20 protein-coding genes are annotated in these 16,895 nt (G+C 32.9%); all 20 read right to left on the bottom strand.

What is annotated here, in order from left to right:
- Positions 1-157 precede the first annotated feature (157 nt).
- The 20 genes from tsf to U472_RS06350 all read right to left on the bottom strand — a co-directional run bounded on the left by tsf (position 158) and on the right by U472_RS06350 (position 16,892).
- On the bottom strand, positions 158-1,039 hold the full coding sequence (gene tsf / locus U472_RS06445; protein ID WP_068716679.1) for a translation elongation factor Ts: 882 nt from the start codon (positions 1,037-1,039) through the stop codon (positions 158-160).
- A gap of 99 nt (positions 1,040-1,138) precedes the next feature.
- Complete coding sequence (rpsB, locus tag U472_RS06440) at positions 1,139-1,867, bottom strand: 30S ribosomal protein S2 (protein WP_068716677.1); 729 nt, start codon at positions 1,865-1,867, stop codon at positions 1,139-1,141.
- 265 nt (positions 1,868-2,132) lie between these two features.
- Positions 2,133-2,966, bottom strand: coding sequence for an MltG/YceG/YrrL family protein (locus U472_RS06435; RefSeq protein ID WP_068716675.1), 834 nt, complete (start codon positions 2,964-2,966; stop codon positions 2,133-2,135).
- Entirely contained in the window at positions 2,966-3,475 is a 510-nt protein-coding gene (locus U472_RS06430) for a hypothetical protein (RefSeq protein ID WP_068716673.1), read from the bottom strand. Before U472_RS06430 ends, U472_RS06435 begins: the two co-directional genes overlap by 1 nt.
- A 15-nt stretch (positions 3,476-3,490) precedes the next feature.
- Positions 3,491-3,811 carry a hypothetical protein gene (locus tag U472_RS06425; RefSeq protein WP_068716671.1) on the bottom strand — a complete coding sequence of 107 codons (321 nt, stop codon included), beginning with the start codon at positions 3,809-3,811 and terminating at the stop codon, positions 3,491-3,493.
- 14 nt (positions 3,812-3,825) lie between these two features.
- Positions 3,826-5,637: a flagellar assembly protein A gene (locus U472_RS06420; RefSeq protein ID WP_068716669.1), complete on the bottom strand. Its 1,812-nt coding sequence runs from the start codon at positions 5,635-5,637 to the stop codon at positions 3,826-3,828.
- Between the two features lie 24 nt (positions 5,638-5,661).
- Entirely contained in the window at positions 5,662-6,444 is a 783-nt protein-coding gene (locus U472_RS06415) for a FliA/WhiG family RNA polymerase sigma factor (protein WP_068716667.1), read from the bottom strand.
- Between the two features lie 16 nt (positions 6,445-6,460).
- The gene (locus U472_RS06410) at positions 6,461-6,844 is read right to left on the bottom strand and encodes a hypothetical protein (RefSeq protein WP_068716665.1); all 384 of its coding nucleotides are present in this window, start codon (positions 6,842-6,844) and stop codon (positions 6,461-6,463) included.
- Positions 6,845-6,910: 66 nt separating this feature from the next.
- Complete coding sequence (locus U472_RS06405; protein WP_068716663.1) at positions 6,911-7,402, bottom strand: chemotaxis protein CheD; 492 nt, start codon at positions 7,400-7,402, stop codon at positions 6,911-6,913.
- Positions 7,392-8,021: a chemotaxis protein CheC gene (locus U472_RS06400; protein WP_068716661.1), complete on the bottom strand. Its 630-nt coding sequence runs from the start codon at positions 8,019-8,021 to the stop codon at positions 7,392-7,394. The genes U472_RS06405 and U472_RS06400 overlap by 11 nt, the downstream gene beginning before the upstream one ends.
- A 37-nt stretch (positions 8,022-8,058) precedes the next feature.
- Positions 8,059-8,757, bottom strand: a complete 699-nt coding sequence (locus U472_RS06395; RefSeq protein WP_068716659.1) for a flagellar brake protein — start codon at positions 8,755-8,757, stop codon at positions 8,059-8,061.
- 42 nt (positions 8,758-8,799) lie between these two features.
- Positions 8,800-9,555 (bottom strand): flagellar brake protein, encoded by a 756-nt coding sequence (locus U472_RS06390; protein ID WP_068716657.1) that lies wholly within the window; start codon positions 9,553-9,555, stop codon positions 8,800-8,802.
- Between the two features lie 28 nt (positions 9,556-9,583).
- Positions 9,584-10,471, bottom strand: coding sequence for a MinD/ParA family protein (locus tag U472_RS06385; RefSeq protein ID WP_083189784.1), 888 nt, complete (start codon positions 10,469-10,471; stop codon positions 9,584-9,586).
- Positions 10,468-11,580 (bottom strand): flagellar biosynthesis GTPase FlhF, encoded by a 1,113-nt coding sequence (gene flhF / locus U472_RS06380; protein WP_068716653.1) that lies wholly within the window; start codon positions 11,578-11,580, stop codon positions 10,468-10,470. The genes U472_RS06385 and flhF overlap by 4 nt, the downstream gene beginning before the upstream one ends.
- Entirely contained in the window at positions 11,581-13,656 is a 2,076-nt protein-coding gene (gene flhA, locus U472_RS06375; RefSeq protein ID WP_068716651.1) for a flagellar biosynthesis protein FlhA, read from the bottom strand.
- Between the two features lie 2 nt (positions 13,657-13,658).
- Positions 13,659-14,723: a flagellar biosynthesis protein FlhB gene (gene flhB / locus U472_RS06370; protein WP_068716649.1), complete on the bottom strand. Its 1,065-nt coding sequence runs from the start codon at positions 14,721-14,723 to the stop codon at positions 13,659-13,661.
- A 4-nt stretch (positions 14,724-14,727) separates the two neighbouring features.
- Positions 14,728-15,513: a flagellar biosynthetic protein FliR gene (fliR, locus tag U472_RS06365; RefSeq protein WP_068716647.1), complete on the bottom strand. Its 786-nt coding sequence runs from the start codon at positions 15,511-15,513 to the stop codon at positions 14,728-14,730.
- A gap of 15 nt (positions 15,514-15,528) precedes the next feature.
- Positions 15,529-15,798, bottom strand: coding sequence for a flagellar biosynthesis protein FliQ (gene fliQ / locus U472_RS06360; RefSeq protein WP_068716645.1), 270 nt, complete (start codon positions 15,796-15,798; stop codon positions 15,529-15,531).
- A 13-nt stretch (positions 15,799-15,811) separates the two neighbouring features.
- The gene (gene fliP / locus U472_RS06355; RefSeq protein WP_068716643.1) at positions 15,812-16,582 is read right to left on the bottom strand and encodes a flagellar type III secretion system pore protein FliP; all 771 of its coding nucleotides are present in this window, start codon (positions 16,580-16,582) and stop codon (positions 15,812-15,814) included.
- Between the two features lie 4 nt (positions 16,583-16,586).
- Positions 16,587-16,892: a flagellar biosynthetic protein FliO gene (locus U472_RS06350; protein ID WP_068716641.1), complete on the bottom strand. Its 306-nt coding sequence runs from the start codon at positions 16,890-16,892 to the stop codon at positions 16,587-16,589.
- Positions 16,893-16,895: the final 3 nt, after the last annotated feature.

Below are 16,895 nucleotides of genomic sequence, written 5' to 3'. Positions count from 1 at the left end.
ATGAATTATCACTATCTCTATTAACTTTATCACAAAGGTTCTAACTTAGCTAGCTTTTAAGATTAAATCACAGTAACATAAAAAGATAATAAACACTAGAAACCTAGCCGACTTTAAAAAAAGAGAACACGAGAGTGTCCTCTTTTTTAGATAAATATTATTTATTAACTTCACCCATTACTTCTGCAGCAAAGTCTGTTTCTTCTACTTCGATACCTTCTCCAACTTCATAACGAATATAATTTACAATACTAGCATCATTTTGATCAACTAGTTGTTGGATAGTCATATCTGAGTCTTTAACAAACTCTTGCTCTAACAAACAATTTAACGTATAGAACTTACTTAATCTACCTTCAACCATCTTTTCTACTATATGTTCTGGCTTTCCTTCTGCAAGAGCTTGCTTTGTAAGGATTTCTCTCTCCTTAGCAAGATCTTCACTAGGAACATCCTCTTTTGATAAATAACTTGGGTTTACAGCAGCAACATGCATAGCAATATCTCTAGCTACGTCTTCATTTCCACCTTTAAGTTGAACTAAAACTCCAATGTTACCACCCATGTGTAAGTATGTACCAAAGATTTCGTCATCATTCTTTTCAAAGATTTCGAAACGTCTAAAGGAAATATTTTCACCAATCTTAGCAATAGACTCTTTTAAGTACTTCTCTACTGTTTTACCTTCTGCATTTAAAGTTTGACTAATAGCTTCTTCTACATTAGCAGGCTTTTCTGCTAATACGTGATTTGCTAAAGTATCAACAACTGCTTTAAAGTTTTCGTTTCTAGCAACGAAATCAGTTTCACAGTTAACTTCTAAAATAGCAGCTGTGTTATCTGCTGTTTTAAAAGCTACTAAACCTTCAGCAGCAGTTCTTCCCGCTTTCTTATCAGCAGAAGCAATACCTTTTTCTCTTAAGTATTCAACAGCTTTATCCATATCTCCATCTGTCTCTTGTAAAGCTTTTTTACAATCTAAAATCCCAGCATTTGTCATTTCTCTTAACTTCTTTATATCAGCTGTAGTAATTGCCATCATTGAACCTCCTTATAGTTTATGAAAAAGTTTATTTAAAAAAAAGGCGCTTCATAAGGACGATTCACATCCTCATTACACGCCCTTTATTTATTATTCTTATTGTTGGTCTTCTGTAGTTGCTTCTTCTTCAATTTCGGCTTGTTCGCCTTCTTGAGATTCTACAACTGCATCAGCGATAACTCCAGTTAATAATTTAACAGCTCTAATAGCATCATCATTTCCTGGAATTACATAATCAACATCATCAGGATCACAGTTTGTATCTACAATAGCTACTACTGGAATGCCTAATTTCTTAGCCTCTGCTACCGCAATCTCCTCTCTACGAGGGTCAACAACAAATAGCACATCAGGAAGACCATTCATATCTCTAATTCCACCTAAGTTACGAACTAATTTAGTTCTTTCTTTCTCTAACTGCATTACTTCTTTCTTAGGTAAAACTTCGAAAACTCCATCTTCTTCCATCTTCTCTAACTCTTCTAAACGATCAATACGTTTACGAATAGTTTTGAAGTTAGTTAACATACCACCTAACCAACGTTCATTAACATAAGGCATTCCACATCTTTCAGCTTCTTGCTTGATAGTCTCTTTAGCTTGCTTCTTAGTTCCTACAAAAAGAACTGTTTTACCTTCAGTTGCTAATTCACGAACAAAGTTATAAGCATCTTCAGCTAATTTAACTGTCTGCTGTAGGTCCACTATGTAGATCCCATTTCTTTCTGTAAAGATGTATTGTTTCATCTTTGGGTTCCATCTCTTAGTTTGATGTCCGAAATGAACTCCAGATTCTAATAATTGTTTCATACTTACTACACCCATTACTGCGGCACCTCCTCTCGGTTTTTAATCCTCCACTCTCTTCTTCCCTTGCTAAAACCCTAAGGGCACCTCTAACAAAGTCCAAAAGTGTGTGTGATTGGTGTTCTTCTAACACCATTAAACAGTATACCACATTAAAAAAATAATATCAACAATATTTTTAAGATATTTGTATACACATAGTGATTTTAAACTTACTAAGTAAGGATTTTGACTTACAAAAAAACAAAGATATCATTATGATGTCCTAAGATAATCAAATCATTCAATTAATTGAAGTTAACTGTACTAATACTTCTTTAACTGATATAGGTAATTGAAAAGAATAAGTACCAGCTTTAATCTTGGTGTCAAGCTCTAGCTCATCAGCTACAGCAATAAAATGATTTCTATCATCAATTACCCCTTGATGAATCAATAAGGTAGCTACCTCTCTACTAGATATTCCCTTAGGAATAGTTACTAGAACTTTTTTATTCTCTCTTTCTAGCTCTTCTTTTATCTCTTTTTTTAGTTCCTCTTTCAACTGCTCTTTTAATTGTCTAGTTAATTCCTCTTTTAGTTTCTCTTGAGAATCATCATTATCTTTTTTTTCTTCTACTTCTGTTTTTAACACTTCTTCTATTTTATCTTCTTTAATCATAGGATCAATGACTTCTTTAGAATTATCATTACTAGTATCTCTTTCCTCTAATTTCTTAGTTTCTGAAGATAACTCTTGTAGCTCTACTTGCTCTATTTCTAAAGCTTCACCCAGTTGTTCTTCTACTAATACCTCTTCTTTGGCTATATTATTATCTTGAACTGATAAGCTTTCATCTACAATCTCTTCAACCTCAGCTTCTTCCTTAACATTACCTTCTTTCAAAGAAGCTACTACACCTTCTAAACTAAAGTTTCTTTCTAAGCTAATATCTTCATGACTATAGCTCTCTCCAGGAAAGGTCATCCCCAGCTTCCTAGCCTCTTTTATAATCTCGCTTTCTGTAATTACAGTCTCTTTTTGTAAATTTAAACCAGGTAGATTTATATCTAAAGATAATACTAATGCCATAATCACAAGTGTAATCCCTATTCCTAACAAAGTATGGCGTAACATTAATTTTCCCTCCGATTATTGAATTTATAAATTAATTCGACTTCTCGACTTCCCATATTCATCTTTTTAGCTATCTCTGCCATACTTAAGCCTTCTTCTTTAAGATTCTTTATCTGTTGATAAGCAGGATTCTGATTTGTAAGATTAAGTGTAGGTTTAGTATTTAGCTGATTATTTAAGACATTAATGTCCTTAATATTTTTATCTAGCTTATCCATTTTGATATCAATATCCTCAACTTTATCGATCAATTTCTCTACTCTATCTTTTAAAATAATTATCTCTTCTCTATATCTGCCATTATCTAATTTGTGATTTAACATCTGTCCAAAATCATTACTTCCTACTATTGCATTTATCTCATCTTCTAACTCTTCTTTTAAATTTCTAATCTCTGACAACATCTCATTTGCAAGATAATAGTCATCATTATCCTGTTGTGAACGATAAGTTAAGAATAAAGAAACCACAATCACTACTAAGCCTACAGCAAATAAAATATATTCCAAGTCCATTACCTCCATTTATACCTTGATATCGATATATCGTCCTGCATTTAATATCTTAGCTTCTTTTTCATTCTCATTATCTTTATTATCATCATTTCTATTTTCTTTTCTTCTCTTTCTTCCTTTTTCTTCTTTCTTATCACCTTCTTTTTTAATCTTTTTATGCCCTGTCTCCTCAGATTTGTTTACTCTTTCCTGCTTTCTTACATCTTTTTGCTGTAATTCCTGTTGCAACTGATTTTGATAAATATTAGGTTTAGCCTTTCTACTCTGTTCTAAATTACTAATATCTAAGGAACGAGAAAATATAGTCTTAGGATTTATAGGCTCTACCATAAGACCTGCCTCCTTTAAGAGTAAGGTTTTGACTTGATTTGTTCATCATCTAAATAATACTGAACAAATCTCTCAACCTCATCTATTCTCTTTACAGAGGTTCCTATATATACAATAACCCCTGTATAAATAGTATCTTGGACCTTAATCCTTCCATCTTTGCCTTCTTCCAACTTAGCTTTTAAACTCTTTCGCTCTTCTTTTATCTCTTCAATCTCAGCAGCAAGGGAAAATCTCATTCTAGTCAATTGATTCAATAAATCCTGCTTATTAGCTGGGAGTCTACCATCATTTTTCTCCCTTTGGTCTTTTAGTAGTTTTATATTCTTAATAACTTGATCCAACTTCTCTTGTTTATCTTTAAAGAGACTATCCTTATTATTATACTCATCTCTTGTACCAGGGGTTATCCCAACAGAAACCTCTGTTGGAGTAGCCAGATTAGAACCAATATTTTTAGCTATGATCTCTTTAGTGGCTCTTACCTTACCCCCAACAATTAATCCCTTCTTCTCCTCTACAACAACCTTGTTACCAGCATCAATATTACTATGCATTATAGCATCTTGTACTACTAGATCTCCTTCAGTTATAACTAGCCCATTCTCAATAAATTTAACGTTAATATCACCTTTTGCCTTTAAAGTACCTTTAACTGCACCAATAAAGCCTTTTTTAATAACAATTTGACCATCAGCTTCTATATTTCCCCCATAAACACTACCTTCTATCAGAACATTTCCTTCAGATTTAATCTCCATACCATCATTTACATTTCCACTTACTATTACACTACCTGTAAAATCGATATTTCCCGTTGATAAATCAACATCTCCCTTTACGGTATATACATCTAGTACACTGATAGCATCATGATTATAGACTACTTGACCTTCAATTCCCGCAGTTAATTCCATACCATCTTCACTCAATTCAACATTTTCACCTACAGGTATATCTATATCCTTCACAGGTGGTGGAGGAACATCCTCACCTATTACATTCTTGCCTGGTTCACCCTCTACTGCTAAAACTTTAGTAGCCAATAAGTCTCCAGGCTCTACATTAATAATTCTACCTAGATTACGAAAATCTGCACTACCATCCTCTAACAAATTAACCTTCTTTTCAGAACTATTAATATCAAATTGAAAATCTATTCTACCATCTTCTCCAGGAACAGGATCCTGCCCAACTGCTATTAAAAAATCCTCTAGTGGCTTCTTAGGATTAAAGACTTCAGCAAATTCTTCTCTTTTTATACCAAAAACTATACCTTCTTTCTTTAACTCTTCTATTACATCATCAACTGTAAATTTTCTTCCACCAAGGGGTGGAGTGTGGCTTATATAAGCTTTCATTTTATCCTTACTTAGCTTAAACTCCAGCTCTGCATCTCGATCTAATTCATATTTTCTATCAGCAATCTTGACCTTCTCCCCATCCAAAGTTAAAGCTTCACTAACTGCAGCATAATCTACTTCAACTATCTCCTTCTTCTCAAGGGCCTCTTCAATAATATCCATCTTTACCTCTCTACCATTACCTACAGGTTGCTTTACTATTAAGAATATACCCTCATCAGATACCTCAATCTTAAATTCACCATTTTTACTCTCAATCTTCTCTTTTAATTCCAAAGTGGCTTGATATACTTTTGACTTACCAAATAATCTAAATAACTTCTTCTTCTCTTTAAGCAACTCTATAGAGATGTCTTCTAAACTAAACTCATCCTCTACTTTCTCACTAAATAACCTACAAGCCTCTTTTAATGCAACCTCTTTATTTTTTGCTTCAATCTCAATTTTTTCAATGGTTGTCATAACTAACCCCTCCTCCCTATTCAATCAAGCAAATAACAGATCTTTCTTCCGACTAAGGTATCCCCTCAATCGAAAAATAGCTTTAGTATGCAACTGCGAAATACGAGCAGTTGTTAACTCCATAACTTCTCCTATCTCTGTTAATGTCAAATCTTCATAATAATAAAGGGAGATAACTAATTTTTCCTTTTCAGGTAATTTATCTATAGATTCACCTAAAATCATTTTCATCTGATCATAGAAAAATATATTATCAGGCTCTTTATCAGCAGAGTCACTAATTAAATCTTTTAGTTCTATCTTATCTCCACCTTTAAGATTAAAGAATGATTCTAAAGAGATATTCTCTGAAATATTAACATCAACTAATAAATCATTAAATTCTTCAGAAGTCAAGCCCAATTCTGTTCTTACTTCTTCGTCATTAGGGTTTCTTCCTAATTTTTTTTGTAATTGATAATAAGTATTAGTTAGTCTCTTTGACTTTCTTCTAACTGATTGTGGAACCCAATCTAACTTTCTAATTTCATCATAAATTGCACCTCTTATCCTTGGAACGGCATAGGTGGAAAACTTAATCTCCCTATTTAAATCAAATCTATCCATAGCATCAATTAATCCCAAAAAACCATAGTTCAATAAATCATCAAAGGTAAATCCATCAGGTATTTTAGTTATAATCTTTCCTGCAACATGCTTTACCAAGGGTGTATAACTTAGGATTAATTCTTCTTTAGATTGTTGGCAATTACTATTTTTATACTTATTCCATAGAATATCTTCTTTTAAATTATTTGATTTTTTCATTTAAGGATTCCTCCTACTATTCCCGCTTTATGCCTTTGATAACCTTTGCTAATTTCTCTGAATCCTCATTAATAATATTTATATTTTTCTTATCTATACTTTCAAATTCTAAAGGTGTTATACTCTCCAAATTTTCTGAATTTCCTTTAAAATTAGTGCCTTCTGAATTAGATGCTACTTGATTGATTGAACTTTCCATCTCTTTTTCCATAGTATCACTTAAATTTAAATTTATCAATTGCCCTATTATCCCACCTATTATACTAAAAATAGCTGCTCCAATAAGTACTCTCTTAATAATAGTTATTAAGTCCAAATTCATAATTACTGATACCATTAGAACTATAATAATAGCTACAATAGCAAATAATATCATAAATTGTTTGGTAAGGGAACTCACTATTTATAATCCCCTCCTTTATTAATTAATTATAATATGAATGCAATATCTATAGACTCAGTCTTATCATAATATTCTGTCATCTTGCTTTACTGTTTTAATAATTACTTCCCCTGTGTTATTATATAATTCCATCGTTCTTCCATAGTTCTCTCCTACTTCAGCACCAATTATCGGAATTCTTTTCCTTTTAAGGATAGTTTCTACAGCTTCAATATTACGAACTCCTATTCTTATTCTATCATTAGAAGTTGAAAAATTAAACATTTGGGCTCCTCCAGCCATCTTAGCCTCTAAATTCCTAATATTTGCCCCTACTTTCCTTAACTCTTCAATCAAGATATCTATTGCTGTATCTGCATATTTTTCGGGTTTACCCTGTTTACGATTAGATGGAAACTCTGGCAACATAATATGAGCCATTCCTCCAATCTTATTACTACTATCATATAAAGTCAATCCAACACAAGAACCTAAACCCGATGTAATCAAAACATCATTTTCTTTTCCAACTTTAAGGTCAGCCATCCTGACTCTAATCTTATTACTAATCAACATCAACACCTAACCTCTTTAGCATAAAATCTAGAGATTCAGGATCAGGAATTATAAAGAACTGACCATTAACCTCTAAATTACCTAAAATCTCTGTTTCAATTACTAATGCATAATCCCCTATCTGCCCTATTTCTATAAAAGCTACTTCTAAAATAGCGCCTGCCATATCATGAGCCAGAGCTGGAACGTCAGGCATTATTCTGATATTAAGCATCTGAGAAAAGGCATTTAGATTAGACCCTGTTAGTATATTAGCTACTTCTTTAAGAGCTGACTCTTCTAGTTCCCCTATATTCTTTTCAATATTAACCTCTTCACCAATTAATAAGGAGATTAATTTATTTGCACTATTATTTCCTAAAGTAAATAAAACACCACCATTAATATCTCCCTTGATTCTAACTAAGATAGCAGCTATTAGATTATCTGCTCCACCCATAATTTCTGGAACTTGATCTATAGGTAAGATATTTACTTTAGGAACTTTCATCTGAATCTTATCATTTAGCATCTCCGAAAGGGAAGTAGCTGCATTTCCTGCACCAATACTAGCAACCTCTCTTAAAGCATCAAGCTGTATAGGTCCTAATTTAGCCAGCTTACCATCAATATCCTTCATCAACTCTCACCCCTTTGGCCTCTTTAATAATTTACAGCTAAATCAATCCTTTTTTTCTTAATTCCCGTTGTTTAGCAAATACCCATTCAATGATAATTTCTCTCAAATCACTTGACATATCAATAAACTTAATTCCATAAGCAGTAGTAATTTTACCAGTCTCAACGTCTTCTTTTTCTACAATTCTAACAATTTCACCATTTAATATACTAATAGATAAATCTATAAAATCTACCTTTAGCTCTAGGGCTTGCCCTCTTTCAAACCTATTAACATCTTGTATGACCATCATAAGTCCTCCACCACTAATATCAGTGGCTACTGCCTTACTAAACTCTTCTGCATAATTATCATACTCTATCTTTCCTTTAATGTCACAATAGGATATAGGTCTATATTCAATCTCTTCTTGAATGGAAATTCTCACAAACCTTCTTCTTTGAATTCTACTGATATTATTAGAATTAAAGACTATCAGAGAATATACAGGCTTCTTCTTGGTGCTCTTTACCTTTGTCTCCATCTGATATAATGCTGTTCTTCCTGGGAAGGTTACTTTTAAAGGAGTCTTTTTTTTAATGGATAAAGGTCTATTATCTTCATCAAATGGAATCTCTAATTCTATAGTCTTATCATTAAAGTCCAATACCCTTGATATATATTCACCTTTACCAGTACCGCCTTCTATCTCTATTGTTACCTTTTGATTAACCTTTAATTGAGGTCCCTTTGCCATAGAATAATACCTCCATTTTAAAATAATAAACCAAATTCCAAATTAAATAAGCCCCTTCTTTCTTAGTTCACGTTGCTTAGTAAATAACCATTGTATAACTTTATCTCGTTGAACTATATTTTGATGAACAAATTCAACCCCTATACTATATCTTTTTTCATCTTGTTTTGACTCTACAATAACCCTAACAACCTTAGCTAAGATTTTATCAAAGGGTAGATTAGTAAAATTAAAATCTATTTCTAAAATCTGACCCTCAACTAAGGAATCATCTTTAGTAACCATCTTAAGTCCACTAGCACTAATATCTTGGATAATAGCATTATAGGTGTGAGAATTGTCAGCCCTTATTAAATCATTATAAAGACCTGCTTCTTCATCAAAATTATTTAAATTAATCAAATCATCATTATCAGCAACTACTCTAAATTCTGTCTCTTGATAAATATCTAATCTAAAGAATTCTCTTTCTTGTATCTTACTAACTTCTCCAACCAGTTCTACTATTAATAAAGGGGTAACTTCAACTTCTCTTTTAATAACCTTTACTGGTATCTGATATAATCCAGTATTTTCTCTAAGCATAACATCTATTTTAGTTCCAATAGGTACATTAATAACCTCACCTTCTGAAAAAGGGGTATTTATAGTAAAAATTGAGCTATTTTTTACATCAACCACCTGAGATGAATATTTTCCCTCATAATTTCCATAAGGCACAATTATATCAACTCTCTGGTTAATATCCAGCTTTCTATTAAGGTCAAACCTCTTTACTACTTTAGAGTTTCTCTTCAAACCACAACACCTCCTACTCAAGTCCCAATTAAATCCCTAAAAATCTATTAAATAAGCCTCTAATCCCTTCAGAATCTTGGCAAACTTCTGCATCTACCAATTTAGCAGCTGTAAGATTAATACTTTTAGATACTTTAGCTCTTGGAAATTCCAAAAGAAATGGACTACGGCTCATTACAGATTTTACTACAGCATTGTCTTTTGGTATAACCCCCAACAACTCAATATCTAGTTCTAGAAAATCATAAGCAGTCTTAATTAGACGATTAGCTATTCTCTCACCTTCTCTTTCATTCTCAGCTTGATTGATAACAAGTTTGATATTTGCTTCTCTGTCGTGTTTACTAATAACCTTAACAACACCATACGCATCAGTTATAGAAGTAGGTTCAGGAGTAGAAATAACAATAGCTTCATCAGCACCTAAGATAAAGTTTACTACATTATGTGCTAATCCTGCTCCTGTATCGATTAAAATAATATCAAACTCTTCTCCAACTCTAACAAAGTCACTAATTAAATTATTGATTTGATATTGAGATAAATTAGCTAGTTCTTGTATCCCTGAACCACCAGGAATTAGTGATAATCCATTAGGACCCTCAACAATAACTTCTTGTAAGGTCTTACGCCCTTGCATTACATGTTCTAAATTATAGGTGGGCGTTACACCCAAAATAACATCTAAGTTAGCCATACCTAAATCAGCATCAAGAACTATCACCTTTTTTCCTAATGCATTCAAGGCTAAAGCTAAATTAGCAGTGAAGTTGGACTTTCCTACCCCACCTTTACCACTAGTAACAGTATAAATATAAGCACCTTTACTCTTTGTATTTCTTTCTTTTTTTCCTTTATCCTTTTCTACTTTCATTTTTTCTACTAAATTTCTTAGTTTAGATGCTTGATCATTCATAATTCTAGCCCCTTTAATATATCCTCTACTAATTGTTCAGATTCTGGTAGTTTAATATCTTCTGGAACATCTTGCCCAACAGTTATATAGGATAAAGGTTTTTTAGCCTTAGCAGTTGCTTCCAATATTGTGCCCCAAGAATTAGTTTCATCAAGCTTAGTGATAATCAATTTATCCAAATCAATTTCATTATATACTTCTATAATTTTCATAAGATCATTTACTTTAGTAGTAGCACTTAATACTAAATATATCTCGTCAATAGGAACATTATTAATAAAACCTTTTAATTCAGAGATATGAAGTTGATTATTCTGACTTCTACCAGCAGTATCAATTAAAACTAAATCATAACCACTATAGCCCTTAATAGCATTTAATAGTTCTTGAGGAGTAAAGACAACCTCTAAGGGTAAGTTTATAATCTCACTATAAGTTTTTAACTGATCTACTGCTGCAATTCTATAAGTATCAGCAGTAATTAGCCCCACTTTCTTATTCTCAAATAACGAAAATCTTGCTGCTAACTTCGCTAAAGTAGTAGTCTTACCGACTCCTGTTGGTCCCACTAAAGATACAACCTTAGTCTTACCTGCTTCTAATTCAATTGGTTGTATATCGATAAGTTCTTTTTTTAGTTCCTCCCTTAAAATATCTTTAATCTCTTCATTATTTAAATCTGTTAAATTTACCTTATTAGCAATTTCCTCAGCTAGATCTTTTGCCATCTTCCTACTTAACCCCAAAGTCCATAAAGCTTCAATTAACCTTTCTAAAGCTGGATTGACTACTAAATGTAAAGATTGTTGATTCTTATTTTTAATCTCTCCCATAAGATCATTCATCATATTCTTCATCTGGGATAATTCTGATTTTAAAATAATATTTTCATCAATTTGCTTACTATCACTTAATTTACTCTCTTTTCTTTTCTTATTATCCTGATCAGCTGTAGCTATCACTTCTACCATCTTTTTAGCAAAAAGGCCAAAAAAACCACCTTGTTTAAATTTACGTGTATGCAAAATAATAGCATCAGAGCCCAAATCTGACTTCACTTTTAATATTGCTTCTTGCATCGTCTCTGCACGGTACTTTTTTATCTTCATCTATACTTTCACCATCCCTACTGTTTGAACATTAAGGTAAGATTCTAGCTCATTAAAGGACAATACCGTCAAGTTTGGTGCTACCTGCTCTGTTAATCGCTTAAAATGATACCTAACTATTGGCGAAGTTAAGACAATCGGTTCGATACCCTGAGTGGCTACTTGCTCAACCTTTTCAGATAAACTATTGAATATCTGTTGTGCTTTATTTGGATTTAAAGCAATATATGAGCCCTGATCACTATGCTGAATGGAATTAGATATCTCTTCTTCTAACTCTGGAGCTAAGGTAATAACATAAAGCTCATTATTCTCCCCTTTATATTTTTTAGAGATATGCCTAGATAATGCTTCTTGCCTTACATATTCAGTTAATATCCCTATATCATGTGTATTCTTAGCTTGATCAGCTAAGACCTCTAAGATTGAGACTAAATCTCTAATTGAAATTCCCTCTTTTAATAGATTCTGCAATACTTTCTGAACCTGACCAATTGTTAATAAATCTGGAATCAATTCATTAATAACTGCTGGGTAATCTTCCTTAATATTATCAATCAACTCCTTAACCTCTTGTCTACCTAATAGTTCATAGGCATGAGACTTGATTAATTCTGTCAAGTGGGTTGCCATTACAGAAGGTGGATCTACCACTGTATATCCTGCCATCTCAGCCCTTTCTCTATCATCTTCATCAATCCAAATAGCTGGCAAGCCAAAAGCAGGCTCCACTGTTTCTCTACCATTAATCTCTTCGGTAGCCATTCCAGAGTCCATAGCTAGATAGCCATCAACTTTAATATCATGTTGAGCAATCTCAATGCCCCGTAAATTAACTCGATAGTAGTTTGGTTCTAACTGCATATTATCTCTAATTCGAATCGGTGGAATAATAATCCCCAATTCCAGAGCACATTGGCGACGAATCATAGAAACCCTATCTAACAAGTCTCCACCTTGCTCAGGAACAACCAAAGGAATTAGATTATAACCAACCTCCAACTCCATTGGATCAACCTGTAATAACTGTGATAGATTTTCTGGTTCTCGATATTCCTCTATCTCTTCTTCCTCTTGGTCAAAGACCATCTCTTCTTGCTTCTCTTTACCAGCCTGATACATCATATAACCTGTTACTCCAAGCATTATAGATAATAATAGAAAAGGAAAGGTTGGTAATGGCGTCAATACTCCTAATAGAAGAATTACAGCAGACACCATTATTAACGTCTTTGGCTGACTGAATAACTGTTTAGTAAAATCTTGTCCTAAGTTTCCTTCAGATGCTGCTCTAGTAACAACAATACCTGTCGCAGTAGAGATTAATAAGGCAGGAATCTGACTTACTAACCCATCACCCACTGTCAATAAAGTATAAGTCTGTAATGCCTCTAAAATAGGTAAATTCAATTGAATAACCCCAATAATTAAACCACCCAATACGTTAATTAGGGTGATAATAATACCAGCAATAGCATCACCCTTTACGAATTTGCTGGCACCATCCATAGCACCATAAAAATCGGCTTCTTGCCTTATCTCTTCTCTCTTCTTTCTTGCCTCTGCTTCAGTAATCAATCCTGAACTTAAGTCAGCATCGATGCTCATCTGCTTACCAGGCATAGCATCCAAAGTAAATCTAGCTGCTACCTCTGATACACGCTCAGAACCTTTAGTAATTACCACAAACTGGATAACAACTAGGATAACGAAGATAACAAAACCTACTACATAGTTACCACCAACAACGAAATCACCAAAGGCTTCAATTACCTTTCCAGCATTAGCTTGAACCAAAATCAAACGGGTAGTCGATACGTTCAATGCTAATCTAAATAGAGTTGCTATCAATAATAATGATGGAAATACCGATAACTCCAATGGATTTACCAAATACATTGATACTAATAAAATTGTCAAACCTAAACTAATATTTAAGGTCAATAATAAGTCTAATAAGAATGTTGGTAATGGAACAATGAACATTACAACTATTAAAATAACAGCTATAGCAAATAATACATCATTATATTGATCTAAACTTCTTCTCTGAACTCCTTCTAAAGGTGTAGCCATTACTATGACCTCCTTTCTTGATCTAATTGATAAACATAAGCTAGTACTTCAGCTACTGCTTGGTACAAATCAAGGGGTATCTCTTCACCAACATCAACAAGTCTATATAAAGCCCGAGCCAAGGGCTTCTCTTCTACAATCTCAACATTATTTTCTTTAGCGACCTCTTTAATTCTTAGTGCCAATTCATCTTGCCCTTTAGCTACTACAATAGGGACATCCATCTCATCCATCTCAAACTTAATAGCTACAGCAAAATGGGTTGGGTTGGTAATAACAACGGAAGCATCAGGTATATCCTGCATCATTCTACTCATAGCCATCTCTTGTTGCTTCTGTCTACGCTTAGATTTAACTTCAGGCTTACCTTCAGCATTCTCCCTTTCTTGTTTAACCTCTTGTTTACTCATCTTAAGGTCTTCCTCATGTTGCCATTTTTGATACATAAAATCAGCTATCCCTAATATAATAAAAACTGCACTTATCTTCGTAGCTAAAGAATAGGCAGTATCTCCTATTAAGTTTAATGAACTGGCCCAACTACTATTAGTCAACATCGAAAATTTACCTGCAACTTTTTTTATAGTGCTGTATGCTATTGATACAACGATAGTTATTTTCATGATAGATTTGATTAATTCTACTAAAGAACGTTTAGAAAACATTATCTGCTTTATCCCCTTTAAAGGGTTTAACTTACTAAACTTAGGAATCAATACTTTAGGAGTATAAAGAAAACCAACTTGTATATAACTTACTGCTACTCCCACCAAAGCTGATACCAATAATAATGGAGCAACTATCTTTGCAATAAAGACTATTACCTCAATTAAAAGGGTATGAAAATTATTAATAGATAATTCCATCTCAAAATAATTCATAAATATTTTATTAGTAAAAGTAATAATCTCATGAAGCATATATTTAAACCAGAAGGATAACATCAAAAAACTAAATAAGAGAGTAAAAGCACTACTTAACTCTTTACTCTTAGCAACTTGTCCCTCTTTTCTAGCCTCACTCCTCTTCTTGGGGGTGGCCTTTTCTGTTTTCTCTCCTGATGCCATATCGTTATCCTCTTTCTATCATTAATTTTAATATATTATAGATATTCTCAGTCGTCCCAGCAAAGAGGTCTTGTAGGGTATTTATATAACTTGGTAGAATAATAATTAAAAATATCATACCTACAAGTACCTTAGTAGGCATCCCCATCATAAAGACATTTAACTGAGGAACAACTCTAGCTACCAAACCAAAAGCCAAATCAACTATAAATAAGATAGCTATAATCGGTAGAGCCAACCTAAAACCTATTGGAAATAATTCACCAATAATTCTGAATAATGCCCATACCAACTCTGCAGAACCCTGAAATTTGGTCACCCCAACTATACTAAAACTATCAGTTAAAGCTTTTAATAAATAATGATGACCATTTATAATTAAAAAGAGCAATGTAGCTAATATATTCTTAAACTGACCCATTAAAGGAGACCGAATCCCATTTTGAGGATCAATTACACTAGCCATTGCAAATCCTATTCTTGTATCAATAAATTGTCCTGCCAATTGAAGAGCCATAAAATTTAGAGACATAATAAAACCTATTATAAACCCAATAAACAGCTCAATTACAATTTGAAAAGAGATAATTAATAACCCTTCTGGGGCTTCAAGCCCATCAAAGGAAATAATTGGTAATAAAATAATAGTGATAATTGCTGCCAACCCTATCTTTAGTTTATTAGGCAAGGCCTTGCTTCCAAAGATAGGGGCAATTAACAAAAAACCTAAAACTCTTGCTAGGATTAATATGAAGTAATAGACTTGATTTATCAGTTCTTCTGCTAGCATCTCTTGTCACCCCTATCAACCGATATAATTAGGGAGATTAGTAAATAGTTCAGTAATAAAGTCTACCAAAACATTTAACATCCAAGGTCCAAAAAAGATAATAGCAGATAATACTGCTAAAATCTTAGGAATAAAGGTCAAAGTCTGCTCTTGAAGTTGCGTAGTTGCTTGAAAAATACTGACTAGCAAACCAACAGTCATCCCTAGACCTAACATAGGTGCTGATACCTTAATTACTGTAAGCAATGCCTGTGTCCCTAATTCAATTACTAATGTTTGATTCATCTAAAGTCCTCCTTTAATGAAAGGTCTCCACTAAGGATTTGATTACCAAGTACCATCCATCAACCAAAACAAACAAAAGTATCTTAAATGGTAATGAAATCATTACTGGGGGTAACATCATCATTCCCATAGACATCAAGGTACTTGCTACAATCATATCTATCACTATAAATGGTATATAGATCATAAAACCAATCTGGAAAGCAGTCTTTAACTCACTAATAACAAAAGCAGGTATCAAAACATAGGTTGGAATATCATCCTTGTTATTAGGCCTATCAACCTTAGACATATTAACAAAAAGTGCTAAATCCTTCTCACGAGTCTGCTTAAACATAAAAGCTCTTAATGGATTTAATGCAGTTTCTAAAGCCGTACTTTGATTTATCTCCTCATTCAAATATGGCTGTAATGCCTGATCATTAATCTGAGTCCAAACAGGAGCCATAATATAAATTGTCATAAAGATTGCTAAACCAATTATAATTTGATTAGGTGGCATCTGTTGAGTCCCTACAGCTCTTCTTAAAAGTGACAATACAACAACAATTCTAGTAAAGGAAGTTACTAAAATTAAAATCGATGGAGCTAGAGTTAATATCGTCAGTAATAATAATATCTTTAATGAAAGAGCTAAATCCTGTGGTTCATCACCTTCCACCTCATCACCAATTTGAATCTTTAAATTAGGAATAGTAAATCTAGTTTCAGCAAAAGCATTATTTTGTAATATTACCAATATCATCAAAGTTAGTATTATAATTTGCATCCATCTCTGCTTCATCGAATCAGTCCTTACTATTCTTCAAGAGGTTTGATTCCCCTTTCTCTTGAAGCTCTAAATTTATTGTATCAATCTCTTCGATAAATTCAATTTTTTCTTTTGTAGAGGATAGTAACCAGACTTTATCTACCACCTTAACCAAATATAAAATATGACCAGTATCTAAATAACACTTCTCTAATACTTGAAGTTGATTTGTTTTATTAAAGAGACTTCTTTTATCCTTCATAAACTTTACTATGCCATAAAAGATAGCTAGTACAATTAGCAAAGCTAATAATACCTTTAATAGTTCAAAAGCATACTCCATATT

It is taken from the genome of Orenia metallireducens (assembly GCF_001693735.1).
In the GTDB taxonomy this organism is placed as follows: Bacteria; Bacillota; Halanaerobiia; order Halobacteroidales; family Halobacteroidaceae; genus Orenia; species Orenia metallireducens.
The sequence above is the reverse complement of the archived record's forward strand: the minus strand, read 5'-3'. Positions and strand labels throughout refer to the sequence as shown.

Excerpts from the sequence above, each read along its gene's own strand:
- tsf (WP_068716679.1), bottom strand. The coding sequence starts at position 1,039 with ATGGCAATTACTACAGCTGATATAAAGAAGTTAAGAGAAATGACAAAT.
- rpsB (WP_068716677.1), bottom strand. The coding sequence starts at position 1,867 with ATGGGTGTAGTAAGTATGAAACAATTATTAGAATCTGGAGTTCATTTC.
- U472_RS06435 (WP_068716675.1), bottom strand. The coding sequence starts at position 2,966 with ATGTTACGCCATACTTTGTTAGGAATAGGGATTACACTTGTGATTATG.
- U472_RS06425 (WP_068716671.1), bottom strand. The coding sequence starts at position 3,811 with ATGGTAGAGCCTATAAATCCTAAGACTATATTTTCTCGTTCCTTAGAT.
- U472_RS06420 (WP_068716669.1), bottom strand. The coding sequence starts at position 5,637 with ATGACAACCATTGAAAAAATTGAGATTGAAGCAAAAAATAAAGAGGTT.
- U472_RS06415 (WP_068716667.1), bottom strand. The coding sequence starts at position 6,444 with ATGAAAAAATCAAATAATTTAAAAGAAGATATTCTATGGAATAAGTAT.
- U472_RS06405 (WP_068716663.1), bottom strand. The coding sequence starts at position 7,402 with ATGTTGATTAGTAATAAGATTAGAGTCAGGATGGCTGACCTTAAAGTT.
- U472_RS06400 (WP_068716661.1), bottom strand. The coding sequence starts at position 8,021 with ATGAAGGATATTGATGGTAAGCTGGCTAAATTAGGACCTATACAGCTT.
- U472_RS06395 (WP_068716659.1), bottom strand. The coding sequence starts at position 8,757 with ATGGCAAAGGGACCTCAATTAAAGGTTAATCAAAAGGTAACAATAGAG.
- U472_RS06385 (WP_083189784.1), bottom strand. The coding sequence starts at position 10,471 with ATGAATGATCAAGCATCTAAACTAAGAAATTTAGTAGAAAAAATGAAA.
- flhF (WP_068716653.1), bottom strand. The coding sequence starts at position 11,580 with ATGAAGATAAAAAAGTACCGTGCAGAGACGATGCAAGAAGCAATATTA.
- flhA (WP_068716651.1), bottom strand. The coding sequence starts at position 13,656 with ATGGCTACACCTTTAGAAGGAGTTCAGAGAAGAAGTTTAGATCAATAT.
- flhB (WP_068716649.1), bottom strand. The coding sequence starts at position 14,723 with ATGGCATCAGGAGAGAAAACAGAAAAGGCCACCCCCAAGAAGAGGAGT.
- fliR (WP_068716647.1), bottom strand. The coding sequence starts at position 15,513 with ATGCTAGCAGAAGAACTGATAAATCAAGTCTATTACTTCATATTAATC.
- fliQ (WP_068716645.1), bottom strand. The coding sequence starts at position 15,798 with ATGAATCAAACATTAGTAATTGAATTAGGGACACAGGCATTGCTTACA.
- fliP (WP_068716643.1), bottom strand. The coding sequence starts at position 16,582 with ATGAAGCAGAGATGGATGCAAATTATAATACTAACTTTGATGATATTG.
- U472_RS06350 (WP_068716641.1), bottom strand. The coding sequence starts at position 16,892 with ATGGAGTATGCTTTTGAACTATTAAAGGTATTATTAGCTTTGCTAATT.